General features: G+C 67.2%; 18 protein-coding genes and 1 pseudogene. 3 read left to right on the forward strand and 16 right to left on the reverse strand.

Features of this window, described 5'->3' with window-relative positions:
* Positions 1–32 precede the first annotated feature (32 nt).
* The 3 genes from mgrA to AC1DVA_RS14165 form a co-directional block, all read right to left on the reverse strand.
* A complete protein-coding gene (gene mgrA / locus AC1DVA_RS14155; protein WP_265051663.1) occupies positions 33–1055 on the reverse strand; it encodes an L-glyceraldehyde 3-phosphate reductase in 1023 nt (340 codons plus the stop codon).
* 94 nt (positions 1056–1149) lie between these two features.
* Positions 1150–2580, reverse strand: a complete 1431-nt coding sequence (locus AC1DVA_RS14160) for an aldehyde dehydrogenase family protein (protein WP_265051664.1) — start codon at positions 2578–2580, stop codon at positions 1150–1152.
* Positions 2581–3072: 492 nt separating this feature from the next.
* A complete protein-coding gene (locus AC1DVA_RS14165) occupies positions 3073–3510 on the reverse strand; it encodes an Lrp/AsnC family transcriptional regulator (RefSeq protein ID WP_265051665.1) in 438 nt (145 codons plus the stop codon).
* A gap of 127 nt (positions 3511–3637) precedes the next feature.
* Between AC1DVA_RS14165 and AC1DVA_RS14170 the strand changes: the two genes are divergently transcribed.
* On the forward strand, positions 3638–4696 hold the full coding sequence (locus tag AC1DVA_RS14170) for an ornithine cyclodeaminase (RefSeq protein WP_476806254.1): 1059 nt from the start codon (positions 3638–3640) through the stop codon (positions 4694–4696).
* A 9-nt stretch (positions 4697–4705) separates the two neighbouring features.
* Here the strand turns inward: AC1DVA_RS14170 and AC1DVA_RS14175 are convergent, their stop codons facing one another.
* From AC1DVA_RS14175 to ilvA, 5 genes are all read right to left on the reverse strand, one after another.
* On the reverse strand, positions 4706–6868 hold the full coding sequence (locus tag AC1DVA_RS14175) for a TonB-dependent receptor (protein ID WP_476806255.1): 2163 nt from the start codon (positions 6866–6868) through the stop codon (positions 4706–4708).
* A gap of 54 nt (positions 6869–6922) precedes the next feature.
* Positions 6923–8152, reverse strand: a complete 1230-nt coding sequence (locus tag AC1DVA_RS14180; RefSeq protein WP_476806256.1) for a GTP-binding protein — start codon at positions 8150–8152, stop codon at positions 6923–6925.
* A gap of 110 nt (positions 8153–8262) precedes the next feature.
* The gene (locus tag AC1DVA_RS14185) at positions 8263–9153 is read right to left on the reverse strand and encodes a LysR family transcriptional regulator (RefSeq protein WP_265051669.1); all 891 of its coding nucleotides are present in this window, start codon (positions 9151–9153) and stop codon (positions 8263–8265) included.
* A gap of 10 nt (positions 9154–9163) precedes the next feature.
* Positions 9164–10210 carry a YeiH family protein gene (locus tag AC1DVA_RS14190; RefSeq protein WP_476806257.1) on the reverse strand — a complete coding sequence of 349 codons (1047 nt, stop codon included), beginning with the start codon at positions 10208–10210 and terminating at the stop codon, positions 9164–9166.
* 264 nt (positions 10211–10474) lie between these two features.
* Positions 10475–11992 (reverse strand): threonine ammonia-lyase, biosynthetic, encoded by a 1518-nt coding sequence (gene ilvA, locus AC1DVA_RS14195; protein ID WP_476806258.1) that lies wholly within the window; start codon positions 11990–11992, stop codon positions 10475–10477.
* 189 nt (positions 11993–12181) lie between these two features.
* On the opposite strand from ilvA, the gene ggt reads away from it, so the two are divergent.
* Positions 12182–13777, forward strand: coding sequence for a gamma-glutamyltransferase (gene ggt, locus AC1DVA_RS14200; RefSeq protein ID WP_476806259.1), 1596 nt, complete (start codon positions 12182–12184; stop codon positions 13775–13777).
* A 74-nt stretch (positions 13778–13851) separates the two neighbouring features.
* Here the strand turns inward: ggt and rocF are convergent, their stop codons facing one another.
* The 8 genes and pseudogenes from rocF to AC1DVA_RS14240 all read right to left on the reverse strand — a co-directional run bounded on the left by rocF (position 13852) and on the right by AC1DVA_RS14240 (position 23384).
* A complete protein-coding gene (rocF, locus tag AC1DVA_RS14205) occupies positions 13852–14832 on the reverse strand; it encodes an arginase (protein ID WP_265051673.1) in 981 nt (326 codons plus the stop codon).
* A 228-nt stretch (positions 14833–15060) separates the two neighbouring features.
* A complete protein-coding gene (efeO, locus tag AC1DVA_RS14210) occupies positions 15061–15885 on the reverse strand; it encodes an iron uptake system protein EfeO (RefSeq protein ID WP_476806260.1) in 825 nt (274 codons plus the stop codon).
* Position 15886: 1 nt separating this feature from the next.
* On the reverse strand, positions 15887–17209 hold the full coding sequence (efeB, locus tag AC1DVA_RS14215) for an iron uptake transporter deferrochelatase/peroxidase subunit (RefSeq protein ID WP_476806324.1): 1323 nt from the start codon (positions 17207–17209) through the stop codon (positions 15887–15889).
* The gene (locus AC1DVA_RS14220; protein ID WP_476806325.1) at positions 17203–18156 is read right to left on the reverse strand and encodes a cupredoxin domain-containing protein; all 954 of its coding nucleotides are present in this window, start codon (positions 18154–18156) and stop codon (positions 17203–17205) included. The genes efeB and AC1DVA_RS14220 overlap by 7 nt, the downstream gene beginning before the upstream one ends.
* 60 nt (positions 18157–18216) lie before the next feature.
* Positions 18217–19038 (reverse strand): annotated as a pseudogene (efeU, locus tag AC1DVA_RS14225) (iron uptake transporter permease EfeU); the annotation flags it as partial.
* A 217-nt stretch (positions 19039–19255) separates the two neighbouring features.
* On the reverse strand, positions 19256–20638 hold the full coding sequence (locus tag AC1DVA_RS14230) for an aldehyde dehydrogenase family protein (RefSeq protein WP_476806261.1): 1383 nt from the start codon (positions 20636–20638) through the stop codon (positions 19256–19258).
* A gap of 182 nt (positions 20639–20820) precedes the next feature.
* The gene (locus AC1DVA_RS14235; protein WP_265051677.1) at positions 20821–22476 is read right to left on the reverse strand and encodes an acetolactate synthase large subunit; all 1656 of its coding nucleotides are present in this window, start codon (positions 22474–22476) and stop codon (positions 20821–20823) included.
* A gap of 119 nt (positions 22477–22595) precedes the next feature.
* Positions 22596–23384, reverse strand: a complete 789-nt coding sequence (locus AC1DVA_RS14240; protein ID WP_265051678.1) for a class II glutamine amidotransferase — start codon at positions 23382–23384, stop codon at positions 22596–22598.
* A 291-nt stretch (positions 23385–23675) separates the two neighbouring features.
* Between AC1DVA_RS14240 and AC1DVA_RS14245 the strand changes: the two genes are divergently transcribed.
* On the forward strand, positions 23676–24275 hold the full coding sequence (locus AC1DVA_RS14245; RefSeq protein ID WP_265051679.1) for a TRAP transporter small permease subunit: 600 nt from the start codon (positions 23676–23678) through the stop codon (positions 24273–24275).
* Positions 24276–24303 lie beyond the last annotated feature (28 nt).

Raw genomic sequence — 24303 nt, forward strand, 5'->3', positions numbered from 1 at the left:
CGCGAAGCCCCGGAATGACGATGGCAGCTGTTCTAACGCTCCGCCGAAGCCGCCCAGATGTTGATGCCGCCATCGACCGCATGCTTGTCGATCGCCGCCAGCTCGTCGGCGGAAAATTCCGGGTTCTTCAGCGCCGCGACGCAATCGGTCACTTGCTCCGGCCGGCTCGCGCCGATCAGGGCCGAGGTGACGCGTCCGCCGCGCAGCACCCAGGCGATCGCCATCTGGGCGAGGCTCTGGCCGCGCGCGCTGGCGATCTCGTTCAGCGCCGCGATGCTCCTGAGATTGTCCTCGCTCAGGAAACCTTCGCGGAAGGAAGGCGCCTTCTTGTCGGCACGGCTGCCGGCCGGCACGCCCTTGAGGTACTTGTCGGTCAGCATGCCCTGCGCCAGCGGCGAGAACACGATCGAGCCGATCCCCTCCGCATCGAGCGTGTCGAGCAGCCCGTCCTGCTCGATCCAGCGGTTGAGCATCGAATAGCTCGGCTGGTGGATCAGGCAGGGCGTGCCGAGCCGGCGCAGGATCGCGACCGCTTCCTGCGTGCGCTTCGAATTGTAGGAGGAGAGCCCGACATAGAGCGCCTTGCCCTGGCGGACGATGGCGTCGAGCGCACCCATCGTCTCTTCCAGCGGCGTGTTCGGGTCGAAGCGGTGCGAATAGAAGATGTCGACATAGTCGAGCTTCATCCGCTTCAGGCTCTGGTCGAGGCTGGAGATCAGGTATTTGCGGCTGCCCCATTCGCCATAGGGGCCGGGCCACATCCGGTAGCCGGCCTTGGTCGAGATCAACAGCTCGTCGCGATAATCAGCGAAATCTTGGGCGAGGATCTCGCCGAAGGCGGTTTCGGCCGAGCCGGGCGGGGGGCCGTAATTATTGGCGAGGTCGAAATGGGTGATGCCGAGGTCGAAGGCCGTGCGGCAGATCTCGCGCATATTGGTGCGGCTGCCGGTCTCGCCGAAATTCTGCCAGAGGCCGAGCGAGAGCGCCGGCAACTGCAGCCCGCTGCGGCCGCAGCGATTGTAGCGCATCGCGTCATAGCGGTTCGGATTGGCCATGGCCTGTCTCTCTCAATCGATTGAATGGTCGATAAGATGAAGGCCCGGTGGCTTTGCGTCCACCGGGCCTTGCGTCTGTCAGGTCGCTATCCGATCAGGCTGCGGCGTAGCCGACCGTGCCCTTGATCTCAAGGAACTCCTCGAGGCCGAAATCGGCGTATTCGCGGCCGTTGCCGGACTGCTTGTAGCCGCCGAAGGGCGCGCCCGCGTCCCAGGCCGGATAGTTGATATAGACGTTGCCCGAGCGCATCTGCGCCGCGATCTTGCGGGCGCGATCCTGCGAGCCAGACTGGACATAGGAAGCGAGGCCGTAGGGCGTGTCGTTGGCGCGCTCCACCACCTCGTCGTCGCTCTTGTAGGGCAGGATCGAGAGCACGGGTCCGAAGATCTCTTCGCGCGCGATCGTCATCTCGTCGGTGACGCCGCCGAAGACCGTCGGGCGGACATAGTAGCCGCGGTTCAGACCTTCCGGCCGGCCGGGGCCGCCGGTGACCAGCGTTGCGCCTTCCTTGATGCCGGCCTCGATCAGGCGCTGGATCTTCTCGTACTGCACCTCGCTGACGACCGGGCCGAGGAAGACGCCGTCCGCCGAGGGAGCGCCGACCTTGAGCGGCTCGGCGACCTGCTTGGCGATGGCGAGCGCTTCCTCATGCAGCTTCTCGGGCACGAACATCCGGGTCGGCGCGTTGCAGGACTGGCCGGAGTTGCGCATCACGCTCTCGACGCCGAGCTTCACCGATTTCTTCAGGTCGGCATCGTCGAGGATGATGTTGGCCGATTTGCCGCCGAGCTCCTGATGCACGCGCTTGACTGTGTCCGCCGCCGCCTTGGCGACGAGGATGCCGGCGCGGGTCGAGCCGGTGAAGGAGACCATGTCGACGCCCGGATGGCGCGAGATCGCCTCGCCGACCGTCGGGCCATCGCCGTTGACGAGGTTGAACACGCCCTTCGGCACGCCGGCCTCATGCATGGCTTCCGCGAAGATGATGGCGTTGAGCGGTGCGATCTCGGAGGGCTTCAGCACCATGGTGCAGCCGGCGGCCAGCGCCGGCGCGACCTTGCACATGATCTGGTTGAGCGGCCAGTTCCACGGCGTGATCATGCCGACGACGCCGATCGCCTCCTTGGCGATCAGGGTGGTGCCGCGCAACTCCTCGAACTCGAAATTCTCGAGCGTCTCGATCATCTTGGCGAGATGGGCGGTGCCCATCGCGGCCTGCGCGCGATGCGCCAGCTCCTTCGGCGCGCCCATTTCGCGCGAGAGCGCGTCGGCGATGTCGTCGTAGCGCTTCTTGTAGGCCTCTGCGAGGCGGCGCATCAGCGCGAGGCGCTCGGCCTTCGAGGTCGCGGCGAAGGCCGGGAATGCGGCGCGGGCTGCGGCGACGGCCTTGTCGACATCGGCCTGCTCGCCGAGGGCGATGGTGGCGAAAACCTCCTCGTTGGACGGATCGACGACGCCCAGCGTGCGCTTGCCGGAGGGCTGCACCCACTGGCCATCGATGTAGAATTCGAGCTCATGCGACATGGTCTGGTCTCCCTGATCGTGTCTTGGCTCAAAGGCGCGCGAACCCGGCCGGGAAGCGGCCGTTCGTCCATGCCCTGAGCAAGGAACTGTCGATGCCGGACGCGAACGGGCGGCCTTGCGCGATCATGCATCGCCGGCCGCCATCGACGCCTTCGTCTGACAGGTGGCACGTTAGGGGGGCGGCGCGCGCCTGTCACGGGGCGCCGTGTCGCATTTGCGGATGGCGGCCATGCAGCGGCGATCCTTGTCGAAAGTGCTGGGTGGTGTGGGCAGCTTCCAGAGATGATGTTGCCGGAGCCTCAGCCGTCATTCCGGGGCAGGCCGCAGGCCTGAGACCGGAACCCAGAACCGATGCCGTTATTCATTTGATCGGTGACCCAACAGCGCCTTCGTGGAGACCGTATCGGTTCTGGGTTCCGGGCTCTTCGCTGGCGCGACGCCCCGGAATGACGGGGGAGCCACGACAGGCCGGCGACGAACTGCCCATAGCGCCTACAGCCGCGCCTTGACGCTGCGCGGCGTCGCCAGCAGCAGGCTGGTCTCGCTGTTGGTGACGCCGGGGATCAAGCGGATGCGCCTGAGCACTTGGTCGAAGGCGATCAGGTCGGAGGTGCCGAGCTCGACCACGAGGTCCCAGTTGCCGTTGGTGGTGTGGATGCTGGAGACCTCGCTGAAGCCGCTCAGCGCTGTGGTGACCGCGTCCGCCGCCTGGCCGGCGATCTCGATCATGGTGATGCCGCGCACCGGCAGGTCGATCGCGTCCGATCGCAGGATCACTGTGAACCCGATGATCTCGCCCGACTGTTCCAGCTTCTCCAGCCGCGAGCGCACCGTCGCCCGCGTCAGGCCGAGATCGGCCGCGAGGTCCGAGATGCTGCGGCGCCCGTCATGGCGCAGCAGGGTGATGAGGCGCTGATCGATATCGTCCATTGTCCATATTGGATAATCACCTTTGCCGATCCGATCAATCTTGGCATCGATCAGGTCAATCTGGCTTCTATCGCCTGCCGCTCAAAACGCGGATAATGGGTCTTTCATAAGAACAGCGCGGGGACCCATGATTCAGCAGCTCAACGTCGTGCCTTTCGTCAGCGTCGACCACATGATGAAGCTGGTCCATGCGATCGGCATCGAACGCGTGCTGTCCGATATCGCCGGCTATATCGAGGACGATTTCCGGCGCTGGGAGATCTTCGACAAGACGCCGCGCATCGCCTCGCACAGCCTCGAAGGCGTGATCGAGTTGATGCCGACCAGCGACGGCAAGCTCTACGGCTTCAAATACGTCAACGGCCACCCCAAGAACATGAAGGCCGGGCTGCAGACCGTCACCGCCTTCGGCCTGCTCTCCGACGTCGCGACCGGCTATCCCGTGCTGCTCTCGGAGATGACCCTGCTGACGGCGCTGCGCACGGCGGCGATGTCGGCGGTGGCGGCGAAGCACCTCGCGCCGAAGAACGCCGCGACGATGGCGATCATTGGCAATGGCGCGCAGTCCGAGTTCCAGGCCTTCGCCTTCCGGGCGCTGCTCGGCATCGACGATCTGCGCCTTTACGACGTCGACCCGGCCGCGACCGAGAAATGCGCCCGCAATCTCGCGCGCCACGGCTTCAGGATCACCCGCTGCGCCACCGCCATGGAGGCGGTCGAGGGCGCGGAGATCGTCACCACCGTCACGGCCGACAAGCAGTATGCGACGATCCTGACCGACAACATGGTCGGTGCCGGCGTCCATATCAACGCGGTCGGCGGCGACTGCCCGGGCAAGACCGAGATCCACCGCGATGTGCTGCTGCGCTCCTCGATCTTCGTCGAATACCCGCCGCAGACCCGCATCGAGGGCGATATCCAGCAGCTCGATGCCGATCACCCAGTCGAGGAACTCTGGAAGGTCATCGCCGGTGTCGCGCCGGGCCGCAGCGACGCCCGGCAGATCACGATGTTCGACTCGGTCGGCTTCGCCATCGAGGATTTCTCGGCGCTGCGCTACGTCTATGAGCGCATCCGCGAGGCCGGCACCTATATCGACCTCGACCTGATCGCGGATCCCGACGATCCGCGCGATCTCTTCGGCATGCTGATGCGCGCCGCGCCGAGCGCCGTGGTCGCGGCCTGAGAGCGAGGTTCAGAACTTCGCGCTCAGGAAGGCCCTGACCCCGCGGCCCGGCAGCACCACCTCGTCCTTGCGGAACGAGACGGCGTCGCGGATCGTCTCGTTGAGCAGATTGGTGCCGTTGACGCCGGCCGTCAGCTCCACAGGGCCAAGCGGACTCTCCTTGATCTTGAAGCGATAGCTCAGCTCGGCGTTCAGCAGGTTGTAGCCGTCGGTCGTGGTTTCCTCGGGAGCGGTGCGCTTCTGCGAGAAGGCGTGCAGCAGGGTGACGCGCGCCTGCCAGTTTTCTCCGCCGCGCCAGAACAGGCCGCCACCGAGCCGCTGCGGCGGAATGCGCGGCACGTTCTCGCCGCCGGAGAACTTCGCGCGCACGATGTCGTATTGTCCTTCGATGCCGAAGACGTGTGGGCCGATCGCGAAGAGGTCGTACTGCGTCTTCAGTTCGCCGCCGAGGAAGGTCGCGTTGCGCTGGCTGTAGACGACCTGGGTCAGCTCGTCGCCGGTGCCGCAACTAGCGAACTCGTCGTCGCAGCGAATGCCGGTGACATGCCGGTAGATGAAGCCCTCATAGCGCGTCGCATAGAGGGAGGCGTCGAAGCGCCACGGGCCGGCGCTGCGGCGCAAGCCGAGTTCCACCGTCTTGGCGGCCTCCTTCCTCAGGTTGGGATCGCCGATCTCGAAGGTGCCGGGCGCATCATGGGCGCCGCGCGAGAACAGCTCGGCGGCCTTCGGTGCCCGCTCGATATAGGAGCCGGTGAGGCTCGCCACGAAACCGTAGGGCAGGTCCTGCAGCAGGCCGATGCTGGCGCTGAGCGGCACGAAACGGCGCGTGCGCGGATCGTCCGTCGGGTCGCCGGAAGCACCGAGCAGATCGGCGGGGAAGATCGCGCCGGTGCCCGAGACGCGGGCATAGTCGATGCGCCCGGCTGCCTGCAGCTTGGTGCCCGGCAGAAGCTGAAGCTCGTTGAAGTTGTAGAGCGCGGCGGTCTGCGTCGTAGCCGGCAGCAGCAGGCCGCCGGCCTCGCCCGCCGTGCCGATCTCCTGCCGGCCGAATTGCACGCCGAAGGCGGAGGTCAGGCGGCCGATCCCGATATCGACCGGCTTGAGCTGCGCCTCGACGCGGCCTTCGACCTCGCGGTTCTTGAAGGTCGCGGCGGTCTCGAACAGGCCATCGCCGTTCAGGCCTTTCTCGTCATGGCGATAGACCGAGCCGCCGACCCAGTAGCGGATGGTGTCGATGAAGCCGCCGTCGATTTGGAACTCGCCCTTGCTGGCCAGCCTCGTCTGCTCGAGATCGATGCGGGTGCGGCTCTGCGCGGCGTCGTTGCCGGGAATGCCGTAGAGGCTGGTGAAATGCGAAAGCGAGAAGCCGATGAAGCCGTTCGGCAGGAAATATGTGCCGCCGATCGCCTGCCCGTCCGAGCGGGAGAAGCTGTTGAACTGCCGGCCGCCGGGAATGCGGTAGTCCTCGGCATTGCGGTGATAGATGTCGCCATGGATGACGAACTGGCCGGAGCGGGCATCGATCAGCACCGAATTCTCGAAGCCGTTGTCGACGGAGGAGACCGATGAGCGCGTCTCGGCATGGAAGCCCGGAGCGATCAGCATGGAGGGAATGCGGTTGTTCTCGACGCTCACGACGCCGCCGATCGCCTGCGAGCCGTAGCGCAGCGTGCCCGGACCGCGGATCACCTCGATGCGCTGTGCCGCCAGCGGGTCGATCGGCACGCCATGATCCTCGCCGAGGTCGGAGACGTCCTGCGAGCCGATGCCGTTTTCCTGGATGCGCACCCGGACATTATCGAGGCCGCGGATCACCGGCCGGTCGGCGCCACCCGGCGCGAAGCCGGAATTGGTGATGCCGGGCTCGTTGGCGAGCTGGTCGCCGAGCGTGCGCCCGCCATTGCGCAGGATGTCCGGCGCGGTCAGCACCGTCACCGACGAGAAGCTGCGGTTGAGGGGCACGGTGTCCCCGCCTGCCTGCGCGGCCTCCGGCAACACGCGCGGCTGGATCGGGCTCGGCGCGGTGACGGTGATTTCCGGGAGAATGATCGCGCCTTGTGCCAGCGCGCCCGAGGACAGGAGAGAGCCGAGGGCCGTGCCGGCTGCAAGGTGGGCGACAAGGCGAGTGTCAAGGCGCGCGGCATGGCGCGGCCGGAAGCGAGGCTGGGTCATCTGATATCTCGATTGGGCAGGGAGGGCGCCGGCTTTGCGGCGATGACGGAACGGTCAGGCCGCCTGGCGGTCCCAGCTCGGGAAGGGGTCTTCCAGCCTCAGCATTGACTGCGTCAGCCCCGTTGACGTGTTCCCGGTCAGGCAGGCGTCGAGCTCGGCGCGTATCGCCGCCTCGTCCATCTCCGGCCCGCCGATGAAGACCATCTCCTGGCGCCGATCGCCCCAGGCCGTCGACCAATGCTTGCGCATCATCGACAGGAACTCCTCCGAACCCGGCCAGCGCTCCCTGGGCACGGCGGCCCACCAGCGCCCCATGCCCTCGGTGCGGGTGATGCGGCCGGCAAGCGAATATTCGCCGACCCAGTATGGCCGGCTCGCCAGCCAGAAATGCCCCTTGGCCCGGATCACGCCGGACAGGCGCTTGCCCATGAAATCGTGGAGCTTCAGCGGGTGGAACGGCCTGCGTGCCCGGTAGACGAAGGAGCGGATGCCGTATTCCTCGGTCTCCGGTACATGGTCGCGGAAGCCGTAGAGCTCCTTGTGCCAGAGCGGGTGGGTCTGTGACTTCTCCTCGCTGTAGAGCTTGGTATCCAGCACCTCGTCGAGCGGCACGCGGCCGAAATCGGCCTCGACGATGCGGGCGTCGGCATTGAGCCCGCGCACCACCTGCCTGACCTTCTCGAGCTTCTGCGGCGAGACCTCGCCCGCCTTGTTGACGACCACGACATCGGCGAACTCGATCTGCTCGACCAGTAGGTCGACCAGCGTGCGCGCATCGCCTTCGCCGGCAGTCTCGCCGCGATCGCCGAGGAAGTCGCGGCTGTCGTAATCATCGAGCAGATTGAGCGCGTCGACGACTGTGACCATCGTGTCCAGCCGCGCGACATCGTCGAGCGAGCGGTCCTCTTCGTCGCGGAACGAGAAGGTCGCGGCGATTGGCAGCGGCTCGGCGATGCCGGTGCCCTCGATCAGCAGGTAGTCGAACTTCCTCTCCTCGGCGAGGCGGCGCACCTCGGTCAGAAGGTCGTCGCGCAACGTGCAGCAGATGCAGCCATTGCTCATCTCGACGAGGCTTTCCTCGGTCTTGGAGAGGTTGGCGCCGCCTTCGCGCACGAGATCGGCGTCGATGTTGACCTCGCTCATGTCGTTGACGATCACGGCGACGCGCTTGCCCTCGCGGTTGTTGAGGATGTGGTTGAGCAGCGTGGTCTTGCCGGCGCCGAGGAAGCCCGCGAGGACCGTGACCGGCAGGCGCCGATCGACGAGGAGGGAGGGGTTGGCCATCGGAAAGGTCCGGTCCGATGAAAGGTAATTTGTTACATTATAACATTACTTGAATGTCAACCGCCGTTCGTCTGGCAGCTCTCTGCCGATGCATCGTGGTTGAGGGGGTGTCAGGCCGGTATGTGCTGCGCCGCCGTCAGCGCCAGGAATGCCGCGGCCGCCTTGGCCAGGTAGCGCTCCTTGTGGCGCAGCGCGAGGAAGCGGCGCTTCGGCAGCGGCAAGGCGACAGTGGCGAGCCGCCCGGCCGCGATGGCGTTGGCGGCGACGAGGCGGGAGATCGCGGTGGCGCCTGCACCGGCGGCGACCGCGGCGCAGATCGCCTCGTTCGACGGCAGTTCGAGCGCCACAGCGAGATCGGCAGGCACGAGCCCGAGCCGGGGCAGCGCCGCCTCGAACATGGCGCGCGTACCAGAGCCGGGTTCGCGCAGCACCCACGCCGCCTGCTTCAGCGCGGAGGGGATCGGCGGTGCGCCCGTCCAGGGATGGCCGGTCTGCACGATAATCACGAGTTCGTCCTCGGCGACGGCGGTGATGGCAAGGGCGGGATCGTCGATCTCGCCCTCGATGAAACCGAGATCGGCCGCTCCGTCATGGATGGCGGCGCTGACCGTCTCGGTGTTGCCGATGGAAAGCGTGATCGCGATGCCGGGATGGGCGTGGCGGAATTGCTGGATCAGCGGCGGCAGCCAGTAATTCGCCACCGTCTGGCTCGCCATCAGCGCCAGCGAGCCGCGCGCCAGCCCGGAAAGATCGGAGAGCACCGCTTCCGCCGCCGCCGCGCGCGCCAGCACGGCGCGGGCTTCGGTCAGAAACAGCCGGCCCGCCTCGGTCAGCGCGATCCGCCGTCCGATGCGGTCGAACAGCCGGGTCGCATAGCGCGCCTCCAGCGCCGCGATCGCCGAGCTCACCGCCGACTGGGTGAGGTTGAGCGCGCGGGCGCCCTGCGTCAGGTGCTCGCGCTCGGCGACGGCGACGAAGATGCGGAGCTGTTCGAGCGTCATGCGCCGCAGCTTACGCGGCGAGCTTCACCAGCAGAAGGCTGAAGCAGGCGATGAACAGGAAGGCGGCGAGCCCAAGAAGGAGCGGGCGCAGGCCCTTGGCCTTGAGCTTGCGGATATCGGTTTCCAGCCCCATCGCGGCCAGCGCCATCGAGAGCAGGAAGGTGGTCGCCGTCACGATGCCGGTTTTTACGTCGCCGGGAACCGCGATCAGGCTGTTGAGGCCGACCATCGCTATGAAGCCGAGCACGAACCAGGGCATCGGCGCTTTGGCCTGCGTGCCGGCATCGCCGCCGCGGCGCGCCCGACGGGTGGCCATCAGGCCGAGCGTGATCACGACGGGGGCGAGCATCATCACCCGCGAGAGCTTGGCGACGGTCCCGAATTCGCCCGCCTGCTGCCCACCCTGGAAGGCGGCGGCGACGACCTGCGCGATCTCGTGGATCGAGGCGCCCGTCCACAAGCCGTAGGCGTGGGCATCGAGATGCAGCAGCCCGGGCAGCAGCGGATAGGCGAACATCGCGATCGAGCCGAAGACGGTGACGCAAGCCACCGCATAGGCGACGTCCTCGTCGGGCGCCCGCGTCACGGTGTTGGTCGCGATCACGGCCGAGGCGCCGCAGATCGAGGTTCCCGCCGCGATCAGCTCGGTCAGCTTCGGCTCGACGCCGATCCGCCGCCCGAGCCAGGTGGTGAACAGGAAGGTCGAAACCAGAGTCAGCCCGATCACGGCGATGCCGCTCAGCCCGACATCGAGCACCTGCGTCACGGTGAGCTGCAGCCCGAGCAGGATGATGGCGAAGCGCAGCACCTTGCGCATGGCGAAGGCGACGCCGGCCTTGGCGATTGCCGGCGTTCCCACAAGATTGTGGAAGCCGATGCCGATCAGGATGGCGAGGATCATCGGGCTGAAGCTGCCGACGCCCGGAAGCTGGCGCAGCGCGAAGCCCGCCCCAGCAATCACGGCGGCGAGCAACAGGCCGGGGCCGATGGCGAGCCAGGACGCGCCGGCCGTTGCCGGGACCGGCTGCGCGAGGCGTTGCGAGGCGTAAGAGGACATTGACCAGCTCTCCGATGCTGATCATGGAATAATTTTCTACCTTCGATCGATCCAACTCATAATATCGAATGAATCGTTCGATAAGGTCGAACGGATACATTTACTCGCTGAGATACGGGTGTTCGCTGATTATGCGCAGAACCACCCCGTCATCCCGGGCTTGACCCGGGATCCATCGTAGGGCTCCGGAGCTTTGCGATGGATCCCGGATCTCCGCTGCGCTGCGTCCGGGATGACCGCGCTTCTATGAAAACGTAATGCGCTCTACGCCTCCGCCAGAAACGACAGATAGGCCGGATTCTCGCTCTCGCTCCAATAGGGATAGCCGAGCGCATCGAGGCGCTTGGCGAGCTGGCCGCGCTCGGCTTGCGGAATCTGGATGCCGGCGAGCACGCGGCCGTAATCGGCGCCGTGGTTGCGATAATGGAAGAGGGAGATGTTCCAGTCGGCCGAGAGACTGTTCAGGAACTTCAATAGCGCGCCCGGCCGCTCCGGGAACTGGAAGCGGAAGATCAGTTCGTCACCAAGCCCCGGCGCCTTTCCGCCGACCATGTAGCGGATATGCAGTTTGGCGAGCTCGTTGTCGCTCATGTCGAGGACCGGATAGCCGTGCTCGGCCAGCATCGCGATGATCTGGCGCTTCTCGGCCTCGCCCTCGTTGAGCTGCACGCCGACGAAGATGCGCGCGGCCTTCGCGTCGGAGTAGCGGTAGTTGAACTCCGTGATGGCGCGCCGGCCGAGCAGATGGATGAAGGCGCGGTAGCTGCCGGGCTTTTCGGGGATCGTCACCGCCAGCAGCGCCTCGCGCTGCTCGCCGATCTCGGCCCGCTCCGCGATATGGCGCAAACGGTCGAAATTCATGTTGGCGCCGCTGTTGATCGCGATCAGCGCGCCCGTCCGCTCGGCATGGCGCGCGGCATAGGCCTTCAAGCCGGCGAGGCTGACGGCGCCGGAGGGCTCGGCGATGGCACGGGTGTCCTCGAAGATGTCCTTCACCGCCGCGCAGATCTCGTCGGTCGAGACGGTGACGACCTCGTCGAGCAGCTCGCGGCAGAGCCGGAAGGTCTCCTCGCCCGCCTGCCGCACCGCGACGCCGTCGGCGAAGAGGCCGACCTGGTCGAGCACGATGCGTTCCCCCGCCGCGATGGCGCCGGCCATGGAGGCGGCGTCCACAGGCTCGACGCCGATCACCTTGATCTCCGGCCGTAGGAACTTCGCGTAGACCGCGACGCCAGCGGCGAGCCCGCCGCCGCCGATCGGCACGAAGATCGCCTCGATCGGGTCGGGGTGCTGGCGCAATATCTCCATGCCGACAGTGCCTTGCCCCGCGATAACGTCGGGATCGTCATAGGGGTGGACGAAGGTCAGGCCCTTCTCGGCCTCGAGCTTGCGGGCATGGCCGTAAGCCTCGTCGAAATTCTCGCCATGGAGCACGACGCGCCCGCCGAGGCTGCGCACCGCCTGCACCTTGATGTCGGGCGTAGTGCGCGGCATCACGATGGTGGCCTTGATGCCGAGCTTGCGCGCCGCCAGCGCCACGCCCTGTGCATGGTTGCCGGCCGAGGCGCAGATCACGCCGCGCTCGGTCGCCTCTGGCGCGAGCCCGGCGATCTTGTTGTAGGCGCCGCGCAGCTTGAACGAGAAGACCGGCTGCAGATCCTCGCGCTTCAGCAGGGCGCCGCCACCGATGCGGGCCGAAAGTCGCGGCAGCGCGTCGAGCGGGCTCTCGATCGCGACGTCGTAGACGCGCGCCCCGATGATCTTGCGGATGTAGTCTTGCATGGCAGTCCGTCCTTCCAGCCGGCGATAATTCGCCCGGCCGGGATGTCAATCGCCGATACGGCGTGCGGCGCGGGGCTGCTCATGCGGGTCATGCGCCCGGCGGGATTGCCAAGCCTCCGGCAGGCGGCGAAACCGTTGCGCGAAACAAGGCGCCGCGAAGCGACGGCGTCACAGAGGTGGAGACGACGGATGAGCTGGGGCAATCGCGATTTCATGGTGCCGGGCCGCCCGGTGGCGGTCGGTGATCGCGGCATGGCGGCGACCTCGCATCCCGCCTCGACGCTGGCCGCCGTCGATATCCTGCGCGCCGGCGGCAACGCCATCGATGCCGCCATCGCCGCCGTCGCGGTCCAGGCGGTGGTCGACCCGCATATGACCGGCATCGGCGGCGACTGCTTCGCCATCTACGCGCCGGCCGGCGGCAAGATGGTCGCGCTCAACGGCTCGGGCCGCGCCCCGGCCAAGGCCGAACTCGGCTGGTTCCTCGGCCAGGGCCTGACCGCGATCGCGCCGGATTCGCCCCATGCGGTCACCGTGCCCGGCGCCATCGACGCCTGGTGCCGTCTCGTCGAGGACCATGGCAGCAAGAGCCTGGACGAGATCTTCGCCGCGGCGATCCGCGCCGCCGAGGAGGGCTTCGTGGTGACGCCGCGCGTCGCGCTCGACTGGAACCGCTACAAGGGCCGCATCGAGAAGCATGGGCTCGGCAACGCCGTCTACCTGCCGGGCGGCAAGGCCCCGGCCATCGGCGACAGGATGGTCCATCCGGCGCTCGGCAAGACGCTGCGCCGCATCGCTCGCGAGGGCCGCGCCGCCTTCTACGAGGGCGAGATCGCCGAGGAGATTGTCGCGGTCCTGAACACGGCCGGCAGCGTGATGGCGGCGGAGGACCTCGCCGCCGCGAAGCCGGATTATGTCGACCCGATCGGCGCCGACTTCCGCGGCCATCGCCTGTGGGAATGCCCGCCGAACGGCCAGGGCATCGCAGCGCTGCTGATCGCGCGCATCCTCGACGGCTACGACTTCAAGGGCGACAAGCTCAGCGAGGCTGACCGCATCCATCTCCTCGCCGAGGCGAGCAAGGCCGCCTATCGCCAGCGCGATGCTCTGATCGCCGATCCCGCCATGAGCCCCTTCGATACGCAGGCTTTCCTCTCGGATGAGTTCGTCGGCCGCATCCGCAGCCGGATCAGCCTGGAGAAGGCGGCGGCGCCGGACATCTTCGACATGCCGCTGCACAAGGACACGATCTATCTCTGCGTCGTCGACCGCGACGGCAACATGGTGTCCTTCATCAACTCGCTGTTTTCCGCCTTCGGCAGCGGCATCTATGCGGCGAAGGCCGGCGTCATGCTGCAGAACCGCGGCTCCGGCTTCCGCCTGATCGAAGGGCATCCGAACGCCATCGCGCCGCGCAAGCGGCCCTTCCACACCATCATTCCGGGCATGCTGGCCAAGGATGGCAAGGCGGTGATGCCGATGGGCGTGATGGGCGGCCAGTATCAGGCGACCGGCCATGTCCATTTTCTCTCCGGCATCCTAGATCGCGGCCTCGACCCGCAGCAGGCTTCGGACGCGCCGCGCAGCTTCGCCTTCGACGGCAAGCTCTCGCTGGAGCCGACGATCGCAGCCGATGTCGCTGCCGATCTGAAGGCGCGCGGCCATGATGTGGTCTGGGCCGAGGAGCCGCTCGGCGGTTGCCAGGCGATCTGGGTCGACCATGCGCGCGGCGTGATGTTCGGCGCCTCCGACCACCGCAAGGACGGCTTCGCGCTGGCGGTCTGACGGCCGCTGAGCCTCAACCGCCGCATGCCCTGAAACCCCGTGCGCCCGCCGAGGCGCACGGTGTTTTTTTGGGCTCAGGCGGCGCCGATCGCGTTCGACGGCGTCTGGCGGTCGGTGATCTGCTGGCCGAACAGGCTGCCCGCCAGCTCGACGGCAAGCCGCGCCGTCTGGCCACGATCGTCGAGGAAGGGGTTGAGTTCGACGATGTCCATCGAGCGCACCAGCCCGGAATCGTGCAGCAGCTCCATCACGAGATGCGCCTCGCGATAGGTCGCGCCGCCCGGCACGGTGGTGCCGACGCCCGGCGCCAGCGGCGGGTCGAGGAAATCGACGTCGAAGGAGACATGCAGCACACCGTTCGCCGCGCGCACCTTCTCGATCACCTGGCGGATCAGGATGCCGACGCCATGCTCGTCGATGGCGCGCATGTCGGCGATGTCGACACCGCGGGCCTTCACCGCCGCCTTCTCGAGCGGGTCGATCGAGCGGATGCCGAACAGGCTGAGCTGCTCCGGCGTGATCGAGGCGCGCGGCTCGGCGCCGAGCAGGTCGTCGAGGCCGGCTTCGCCGCAGAGGAAGGCCGAGGACATGCCGTGCATGTTCCCGGAGGGTGAGATCGCAGGCATGTTGAAATCCGCGTGCGCGTCGAGCCAGAGCACGAAGAGCTTGCGGCCCTGCTCCTGCCAATGCCTCGCGACGCCGTTGACCGAGCCCATCGACAGGCTGTGGTCGCCGCCGAGGAAGATCGGGGTGGCACCGGTGCGGGCGAGTTCATAGGCGCGGGCGCTCAGCGCGCGCATCCAGGCGGCGATCTCGTGGTAGAAGCGGGCATTCTCGGGCGCCGGGCCGTCGACGGCTCTGAGGTCGCGCGGCAGGATGTCCCCATGGTCCTCGACCGCATAGCCGAGCTCTTCCAGCACCGGCACGAGGCCGGCCGTGCGCAGGCCGGCCGGGCCCATCAGCGCGCCGCGGCGCGAGGCGCCGACCTCGATCGGGGCGCCGAGCAGGGCGATGCGGCCCTGGGAAGCGGGAGCGTTCGCGGAAGTGGCGGTCATGCTGGCGGTCCGTGAGTATGGTCTTGAAAGAGCGCTGCGCGCTGAATGCCCCGTCATTGGCGCATCGGGGCCTGCCTGTCGAGGCTCGCGCCTGCCTGACGATCTCGCCGTCATTCCAGGCTTACCCGAAATCCATCGTAGAGCGCGGTGTCCCGTGATGGATTCCGGATCGGCGCCGCTTGCGGCTTGTCCGGAATGACGGAGTCTTTCCGATGAAGGACGTATGCCCTAGCCGAGGCCGAGGACGCCGCGCAGCTTAGACAGGTCTTCGGCCAGCGTCGTGATCATCGCCGCGAGCGCCTTGCGGTCGGCCTCGCTCAGCTTGTCATAGGTCTCGAAGCCGCCATCCCCGAGCTTGTATTTCGCCAGCGTCTTGTCGACGGTCGCGAAATTCGCGTCGATCTTGGCCGCGAGCGCCTTGTCTTCCTTGGCGACGAGAGGGCGCAGCAGGTCGACGATGGTCTTGGCGCCGTCGACATTGGCCTGGAAGTCCCAGAGGTCGGTGTGGCTGTAGCGGTCCTCCTCACCGGAGATTTTGGTCGCCGCGACCTCCTCGATCAGCGCCGCCGCGCCGCCGACCATCTTGTCCGGCGGAACCGTCAGCCCCTTGATCCGGCCCTGCAGCTCGGTGACGTCAGCCAGCAGCTTGTCCGCGAAGGGGGCGAGGCCCTCCGTGCTGTTCCTGGCGAAGAGCCCGTATTCGATGCGGTGAAAGCCGGTGAACTCCGGGTCCTCCTCCTTCTTCTCATGGTCGTCGGCGCGCGAGTCGATGCTGCCGTCGAGATCGCTGAAGAGTTCGGCAATCGGCTCGATCTTCTCGTAGGAGACCCGCGTCGGCGCGTAGAGCGCCCTGGCCTTGGCGAGGTCGCCGGCCTTGACCGCATCGGTGAAGGTCTTGGTGTCCTTCACGAGCTGGTCGACGCCCTTCGAGACATAGATCTTGTACTCGGAGACCGGTGCCACGAGGTCGAGCGGCGAGGCAGCGAAGGCCGGTGCCGCCACGACGGTGGCGATCATGCCGGCGCCTGCCAGCCATGCGAAACGCAAGCTCATCCTAGTCTCCTGTCTTGCGGGGGGAAGTCGAAACCGATGCCGGGGCGATGCCGCGCGCGGCCGCGATCAGCCCGGCGCCGAGATGGCTGGCGGCATCGGGCACACCGGGCAGGGCGAAGAAATAGCCGCCGCCGACCGGCTTGATGTATTCCTCCAGCGGCTCGCCATCGAGCCGCTTCTGCACGGCGATGAAGCTGCGCTCCAGATCCTGCTGGAAGCAGATGAAGAGCAGCCCCATGTCGAGCTGGCCGGCGCGGGTGACGCCGTTGGAGTAATTGAACGGACGCCGCAGCATCCGGCTGCCTTCCGTCTCCGGCCGGCGCGGATTGGCGAGCCGGATATGGGCGTCGAGCTTCGTGCGCTTGCCCTCGGGATCGTCGGCATAGGCGGGTTCGTCGTATTCGCGCCTGCCGCCGAAGGGCGCGCCGCTCGCCTTCTCGCGGCCCATGATCGCTTCCTGCTCGCCAAGCGGCGTACGGTCCCAGCGCTCGACGAAATTGCGGATGATCCGCACCGCCTGGTAGCTGCCGTCATGGGCCCATTCCGGCTCGCCGGAGCCCGGCCGCACCCAGACGAGATAGTCCATCAGCGCCTTGTCGGTGGCGTCGGGGTTGGCGGTGCCGTCGCGGAAGCCCAGCAGGTTGCGCGCGCTTTCCGCCGGCTCGCCCGGTTTGGATTGGCGCACCGGCACCGTGCCCTCCTGCTTCCAGCGTAGCAGGAGCAGATCCGGGGCGTTCTTCAGGATGTCGCGGAGCGCATGGATGTTGGTGTCGACCGTGTTGGCGCAGAACTGCAGCAGCAGGTCGCCATGGCAGAGCGCGCCGTCGAGCGCGTCGTTGCGGAAGCGCTTCATCCGCTGCAGGTGCTTCGGCCTGAGCGGGCCGAGGCCGAAGCGCTCGTCGAAGAGCGAAGCGCCGAGCGCCACGGTCACGGTGAGATTGTCCGGCGCGATGACGGGGCCGAGGATGCCGCTATCCGGCGGCGGGAAGCCCGGATCGGCTGTTGGAGCCGGCCCGCCCTGCATCAGGAAGGCGATGCGCTCGGTCAGGAGGCGCAGGAGCCGTTCGAGCTCGTCGAGCGAGGTCGCGGTGACGTCGAAGGCCGCGATGAGCCCGGTCGCCGGGCGCGGCGTGACGATGCCGGATTGATGGACGCCGTGGAAGGGCTGGCGCTGGGCGGTGGCGTCGCTCTCGGGGGCCGTCGCCGGGTTCTGTGCCGGTTCGGTCGCCGCCTGCGCCAGCGAGGCGCCGCCGAGCGCTGCCGCGCCGCCGGTCAGCAGCGATCGCCGCGAGGGCGTGAATCCTTTGTCAGGCCGGGTCACGATTTGCGCTCCGTTTCAGGCAGCGCGAGCGCCCGACGCATGGCCGCGAGATTTTCGGAGAGGGAGAGGATCGCGCCGCGCGGCCTGGCATCGCCGGCAAGCGCGGCGAGTTCGACCTTCGTCCGCGCCGCCAGATCGGGGTCGATGCGCGCCGTCAGCGGCAAAAGCAGCCGCGCGATGTCCCTTGCCGCGCTGATGCCCTCGGGCGAGACCGTGTCCGCGTCCTGAGGCGACAGGAGGGCGATCGCGCCGGCCAGCATCGTGTCCGGCAGGATCGTTCGCTGGCCGAGTGCGGCGCGAAACGCCTCGGCGGCTTGCCCGATCTCCGCAGGAGCCGTCGCCGTATCGCCGGCGAGGGCGTCCTGCACCTTTCCGTGGAGCGTTTCGAGTTCGGCATCGCCCGCTGTCGCCGGCCGCAAGCCGGGCAGTAGCGCGACGGCATCCCGGCGAGCCCTGTCGGCGCCCTGTGCATCGCCCGCGCTCTCAGCCTTATCGAGAGCGTCGAGTGCCGATCCGAGAGCGGCCGAGCGCTCGCTCAGGAAGGCGCGGTATTCGGCGGCGGGGCCGACCATGTCCATCAACGTCAGGGCCGGGCGTGGCTGCGCCGTCGAGGCTTGCACGATCAATCGGCCGCGCGGCGCGCTCAGCAAACCGCAGGTGATGGCGTATTCGCCTGGATGCAATTGCGTCGTCAGCCGGCGCGATTGGCCCGGCGCGATGTTCTCGCGCTCCTCCAGCACCATGACGCCGTCCAAAATCTCCCATTCCAGCACGCGCTCGCCGCGATTGGTCACGACGAAGCTCGCCTTGCCGGCGGGAATGGCCAGCGTCGCCGGCTCGCAAGTCCGGTCGGTGATCGCCACCGCGATGTCGGTGGTTCCCGCTTCGGCCGCACGCCGGCTGCCGGTGGCCGCCGCATAGACGAAAGCGGTGACGCCGCCGCCGACCATCAGCAAGGTGACGGTGCCGGCCAGCCTCAGGCGCGGCGAACGCCGGATTTCGGGGCGCGGCGCGGCGGCTGCCGTCTGCTCCCGTCGGCCGCCGGCGAGGAACAGGACGAGCATCGGGATCAGGAAGGCGAAATAGGCGATCACTTCGCCGAGCGCAGCGCGCTCCTGGTAGCCGAAGAAGCCCGACAGAACCGCGCCGAGAGCGCTGTCGGCCGGCAGCACCGTGCCGAGGTCGTAGAGGGGCTGCTGGAGTTGATTCCAGATGCCGGCCTCGTGCAGGGAGCGCACGGCATTTGCCACGAGCCCGGCTGCGACGAACAGGATCAGGATGCCGGTCCAGCGGAAGAAGACGCGCAGGTTGAGCTTCACGCCGAGCGCATAGATGGCATAGCCGGCGGCAAGTGCGAGCAGGATGCCGAGCCCCGCGCCGAGCGCAGGCGCCCAGCCGCCGTTCTGCTGGAAGATCGCGAGCAGGAAGAAGACCGATTCCAGCCCCTCGCGCACCACGGCGAGGAAGGCGAGGCCGACCAGCGCGAGCCCCTGGTGTTCCCCGGAAAGCGCCGCGTCGACCCCGGCCTGCAGCTCGCCCTTGATCGAGCGCGCCGCCTTGCGCATCCAGAAAACCATCGAGGTCAGCAGCGCCGCCGCGATGAGCCCGACGATCGCCTCGAACAGCTCCTGCCCGCGCTGGGGCAGTTCGCCCGCGACGATGTCGAGCGCAGCACCCGCCGCGAGGCTCACCGCGCAGGCGAGGCCGACGCCCAGCCAGAGCGCCGGCAGCCATTCGCGCCGTCCGGTCCGGACCAGATAGCTCGCGACGATGCCGACGATCAGCGCGGCCTCGATGCCTTCGCGGAGCATGATGAGAAACGGTACGATCACGGCGAGCCAGGCCCGGTTGCGCGTCGCGATCAGGCTATTCGCGGCGCAGACGTCTTGTGCCTAGGCAGCGATGGCGCCAGGGTCAATCAAATCCTATCAGTTTAGAATTATCGTAAACTTGTGAGATGGCGCGGATACTTGCATTTTCCTTGAGCGGAACGCTTCGGCTGCTTGCGAGAAGGCGGAACGCGGCGCAGCGCCGCGTTCCGCCGAAGGCTCAGCGCCGCTTCAGCAGGATCATCTTCTCCTGCGTCATGTCATGCATGGTGTAGGGGATGCCGCCCGTGCCGTAGCCCGAACTGCGCCGCCCGGCGAAGGGCATCCAGTCGGTGCGGAAGGTGGTGGGGTCGTTGACCATCACTGCCGAGGCGTCGAGCCGGTTCGCGGCCCGCAGCGCGACGTCGATATCCTGCGCGAAGATGCTGGCCTGGAAAGCGACGGGCAGCGAGTTTGCCCGCGCGATGGCGTCGTCGAGCTTGCCGTAGCGATAGATCGCGACGACCGGGCCGAAGACCTCCTCGGTGGAGATGCGGGCTTCCGCCGCCGGGTCGATCAGCACGGCCGGCTCCAATGTCGTCTCCGACAGGCGCTTGCCGCCGGTCGCGAGCCTGGCCCCGCCCTTCACCGCCTCGTCGATCCAGGACGCCACGCGGTCGGCCTCCTTCGGGATGATCAGCGGGCCGACTTCGGTGTCCTTCAGCGTCGGGTCGCCGGTGCGCAGCTTCCTGACGCGCGCGACGAGCCGCTCGGTGAAGTCGTTGACGATGGCGTCGTGCACATAGATGCGCTGCGTCGACACGCAGACCTGGCCGGCATGGTAGTAGCCGCCCTTCACGATCGGCTCGATGATCGCGTCGAGATCGGCGCTCTTGTCGACGATCGCCGGCGCGACGCCGCCATGCTCAAGCGCCGAGCGGGCGCCATGAGCGAGCTTGGAGTGCAGATACCAGCCGACCTTGGCAGAGCCGATGAAGCTGAGGAAGGCGATGCGCGGATCGGTGGCGAGCTTTTCCGCCAGCGCCGTCTCGGTCGGGACGAAGGTCTGGCACCAGGCTTCCGGCAGTCCGGCCTCATGCACCAGCTTGACGAAGTCGATGCAGGAGAGCGGCGTCGTGCCGGCCGGCTTGATGATGACCGGGCAGCCCACCGCGATAGCCGGCGCGACCTGGTGGACGATCAGGTTAAGCGGATGGTTGAAGGCCGAGATCGCCGCGACGATGCCGATCGGCTCCTTGGTGGTGAAGGCCCAGCGGTCAGCCGCGGCGGCGGAGAGCCCCATCGGAATCTCGCGCCCGGCGAAGTTGCGCAGTTCGTCGGCGGCATTGTTGACGCCGTCGACGGCGCGGTTCGCCTCGACGATCGCGTCGGGCAGCGGCTTGCCGCCCTCGCGCGCGATCTGCATGGCGAAATGGTCGCGCTTGGCCTCAAGCAGACCCGCCAGCTTGCGCAGGATCGCGATGCGCTGATGCGGTTTCAGCCAATTGTCGCGGTCCTTGAAGACCTCTTGCGCCGCCTTGAGCTTGCGTTCGAGCGCGGCTTCGTCGTCGGTCTCGATCTCGGTGATCGGGGCGCGGTCATAGGCTTGAACAACCTGAAGCATGGTTCTTTCTCCAGAATAAGACGTCTTGGCTTCTTCCTGCGAGCCCTCATCCTGAGGAGCCATTCCGACGGAATGGCGTCTCGAAGGATGCTCCATGAAGCTCCGGAACCGGCTGGAGCATCCTTCGAGACGCCGCGTGCCGCGGGTTCTCAGGATGAGGGCTGCCAGTTGGAGAAGGGCGTTTAGGCCAGATCGACGTCCGGCACCTTGTTGCGCAGTTCCTCGACGAGGACGCGCGTGTTTTCGGAATAGTCGATGGGGCAGTCGACGAGATGGACGCCGCCGCCTTTGAACGCGGCTTCCAGCGTCGGCACCAGCGCCTCGGCAGAGGTCACGCGCGAGCCCTTGGCCCCATACGCCTCGGCATAGCGCACGAAATCGGGGTTGCCGAAGGTCATGCCGTAATCGGGGAATTTGTCGACCGCCTGCTTCCAGCGGATCATGCCGTAGGCACCGTCGTTGAGCACGAGCACGATGAGGTTGAGGCCGAGCCTCACCGCTGTCTCCATCTCCTGCGAGTTCATCATGAAGCCGCCGTCGCCGCAGACGGCCATGACGCGCCGGCGCGGATGCAGCATGGCCGCCATCATCGCCGAGGGCAGGCCGGCGCCCATCGTCGCCAGCGCGTTGTCGAGCAGCAGCGTGTTGGCGACATGGGTGCGGTAGTTCCGCGCGAACCAGATCTTGTACATGCCGTTGTCGAGGCAGACGACGCCGTCCTCAGGCATCACCGCGCGCACGTCATGGACGAGCCGCTGCGGCGTCACGGGGAAGCGGTCCTCCTCGGCGCGGGCGTTGATCTTGGCCAGGATCTTCTGTCGCAGTTCCAGCATCTGCTTCTGCTCGGGCAGCTTGCCCTCGAGTCTGTCCGCCAGCGCGGTCACCGTGGCGCCGATATCGCCGATGACCTCGGCGTCGGGATGATAGACCTGTTCGACATTGGCCGACTGGTAGCCGACATGGATCACCTTCGGCCCTCCGGCATTGCGCATCAGGAAGGGCGGCTTCTCGATCGTGTCGTGGCCAACGGCGATGATAAGGTCGGCCAGCGCCACCGCCTCGTGGACATAGTCGCCCTCGGAGAGCGCGGCGGTGCCGATATAGAGGTTCGAGCCGCCGGTGACGGCGCCCTTGCCCATCTGGGTGTTGAAGAAGGGCAGGCCGGTCCGGCGCACGAAGGCGGAGAGGGGCTCGACGAGGCGCGGCCGGTTGCCGGCGGCGCCGATCATCACCAGCGGCCGCTTGGCGGCGAGGATCATCTCGGCCGCGCGGTCGAGCGGCACCGCAGAAGCGACCGGTTGGTCGAGCGGGTGCACCGGGATCAGCGGGATGTCCTCGATCTCCTCGGCGGCCACGTCCTCGGGCAGTTCGAGATGGACCGGCCCCGGCCGCTCCTCCATCGCGACGCGGAAGGCGTCACGTACCACCGAGGGAATGCTGGCAGGGCTGACGATCTGGCGCGTCATCTTGGTCAGCGGGCGCATCGAAGCGACGACGTCGACGATCTGGAAGCGCGCCTGCTTGGCGGTCATGATCGCCTTCTGCCCGGTGATCAGGATCATCGGCATCGCGCCGAGATGGGCATAGGCCGCCCCGGTCGAGAAGTTGAGGGCGCCGGGGCCGAGCGTCGCGATGCAGACGCCGGGCTTGCCGGTCAGCCGGCCATGCGTGGCGGCCATGAAGGCGGCAGCCTGCTCGTGCCGCGTCAGCACCAGCTCGATCTTCGATTTGCGCAGCGATTCGACGACGTCGAGATTCTCCTCGCCGGGAACGCCGAAGACGCGATCGACGCCCTCGTTCTCGAGCGCCTCGACCAGAAGATCGGAACCCTTCTTCATTGTCCGTCGCCTTTCCGTGGAAGCGGCCTCGCCTGAACGGCAAGGCTAGGCGTTCGACGTAGGAAGGCAACAGCGCAGCCGTCAGGCCGCCCAGCGCATGGCTGTTCTGCCGGGTGGTTTCAGGCCGCTTGCCGCAAGCCGACGAGGAACGGCGAGAGCGCGACGTCGCGGCCCTGCACCGTGACCAGCGTGTTGCAGGGCAGGGCCTGCCAGCATTCGCGGGCGGCATCGACCGGCTCCGAGGCGACGACGACGCTATCGGGCCGTGCGCAGACATAGAGGCTCGGCGGCTTGCTGTCGGAGGACCAGCGCACGGCATGGATCATCTCGCCATCCGCCAGTGCAGCCGCGCAGCGCAGCGGCTCGCGCGTTCCGGCTTGTTCCATCAGGGCGAGCACGTCGGAGAGCGCGGCGGCGAGCGCCTCGCCCGGTGCCATGCCGCCGGCGATATGGGCCAGGACAAGCAGGAAAAGCGCTTCGGAATCGGTCGTGCCGGCGCGGACGCTGTAGAGGGAATCCGGGATCAGGGCCTCGAGCCGCCTGCGGATCAGGCCGTAGCCGCCGATCTGGCCGTTATGCATGAAGAGGTAGCGGTCATGGACGAAGGGGTGGCAGTTCGCGCGCGTCGTCGCGGTGCCCGTGGCAGCCCTGACATGGGCGAAGAACAGGTGCGAGCGCACCTGCCGGGCGATCGAAAGCAGGTTCTCGTCCGACCAGGCCGGCCTGACCTCGCGGTACTGCCCGGGCTCGGGCCGCTCGCCATACCAGCCGACGCCGAAGCCGTCGCCATTCGTTCCGGTCTTGGCTTCCTCGGCGTGGAGCGACTGGTGGATCAGCGAATGGCAAGGCGAGGCGACGAAGTCCTCGAGAAAGACGGGGGCGCCTGAATAGGCGAGGAAACGGCACATCTCGGCCTCGAATCAGCCGGGTGGAAACGATCGAAGGGAATATTGTTCTCTGAATATGAATGCAGACATAACGAATTTTCTAGCGGCCGTTGGCCCGGACGACGAATGCGCCGCATTCTGTGGCGCGAAAATGGGCAGCCGCGCGGGTCCGCCTTTCGTCCAAGGGATAAGAGCCGCATAGTCTTGCGTGGCACGCACCGCTCCTATACCGATCCTGCCCGTAAACAGCGCATAATCACTGCCCCGGAACGATGTATCCGGCGCGTAGCGCCTCTCGACGGGAGCGGGAATGTGAAGGGCCTCCTTGCAGTCAGCCGGGTCATCGACGCGGTCAATGGCTTCATCGGCAGAAAAGTCGCCTGGCTGATCCTTGCGGCAGTGATCGTCGCGACGGTCAACGCGATCATCCGCAAGGTCTTTAACGTCTCGTCGAACGCCTGGCTCGAACTGCAATGGATGCTGTTCGGCGCGGTCTTCCTGATGTGTGCCTCCTGGACGCTGCAGGTGAAGGAGCACATCCGCATCGACATCGTGAACAGCATGCTGCCGCAGCGCGTCCGCCAGTGGATCGAGCTGCTCGGCCACATCTTCTTCCTGATGCCGTTCTGCCTGCTGATCGTCTACCATTCCTGGCCGTTCTTCCTGCGTTCCTACGCCATCAACGAGCAGTCGCTCTCGGCCGGCGGCCTGCCGCAATGGCCGGCCAAGGGGCTCGTCCTCGTCGGCTTCGTGATGCTGACCTTCCAGGGCATCTCCGAGATCATCAAGCAGGTCGCGATCATCCGCGGCGATCTTGAGGATGCCGAGGTCGCCCTGGGCCACGCTGCGGCGGCCGAGGCGGAAGCCCAGCGTCTGCTCGAACAAGCCAAGGAACAGGGCCTCGCTTCGTGAGAGGCCCGCAAGAAGTCCGGAACCGTCC

Source organism: Allobosea sp. P4_C6, from assembly GCF_056402015.1.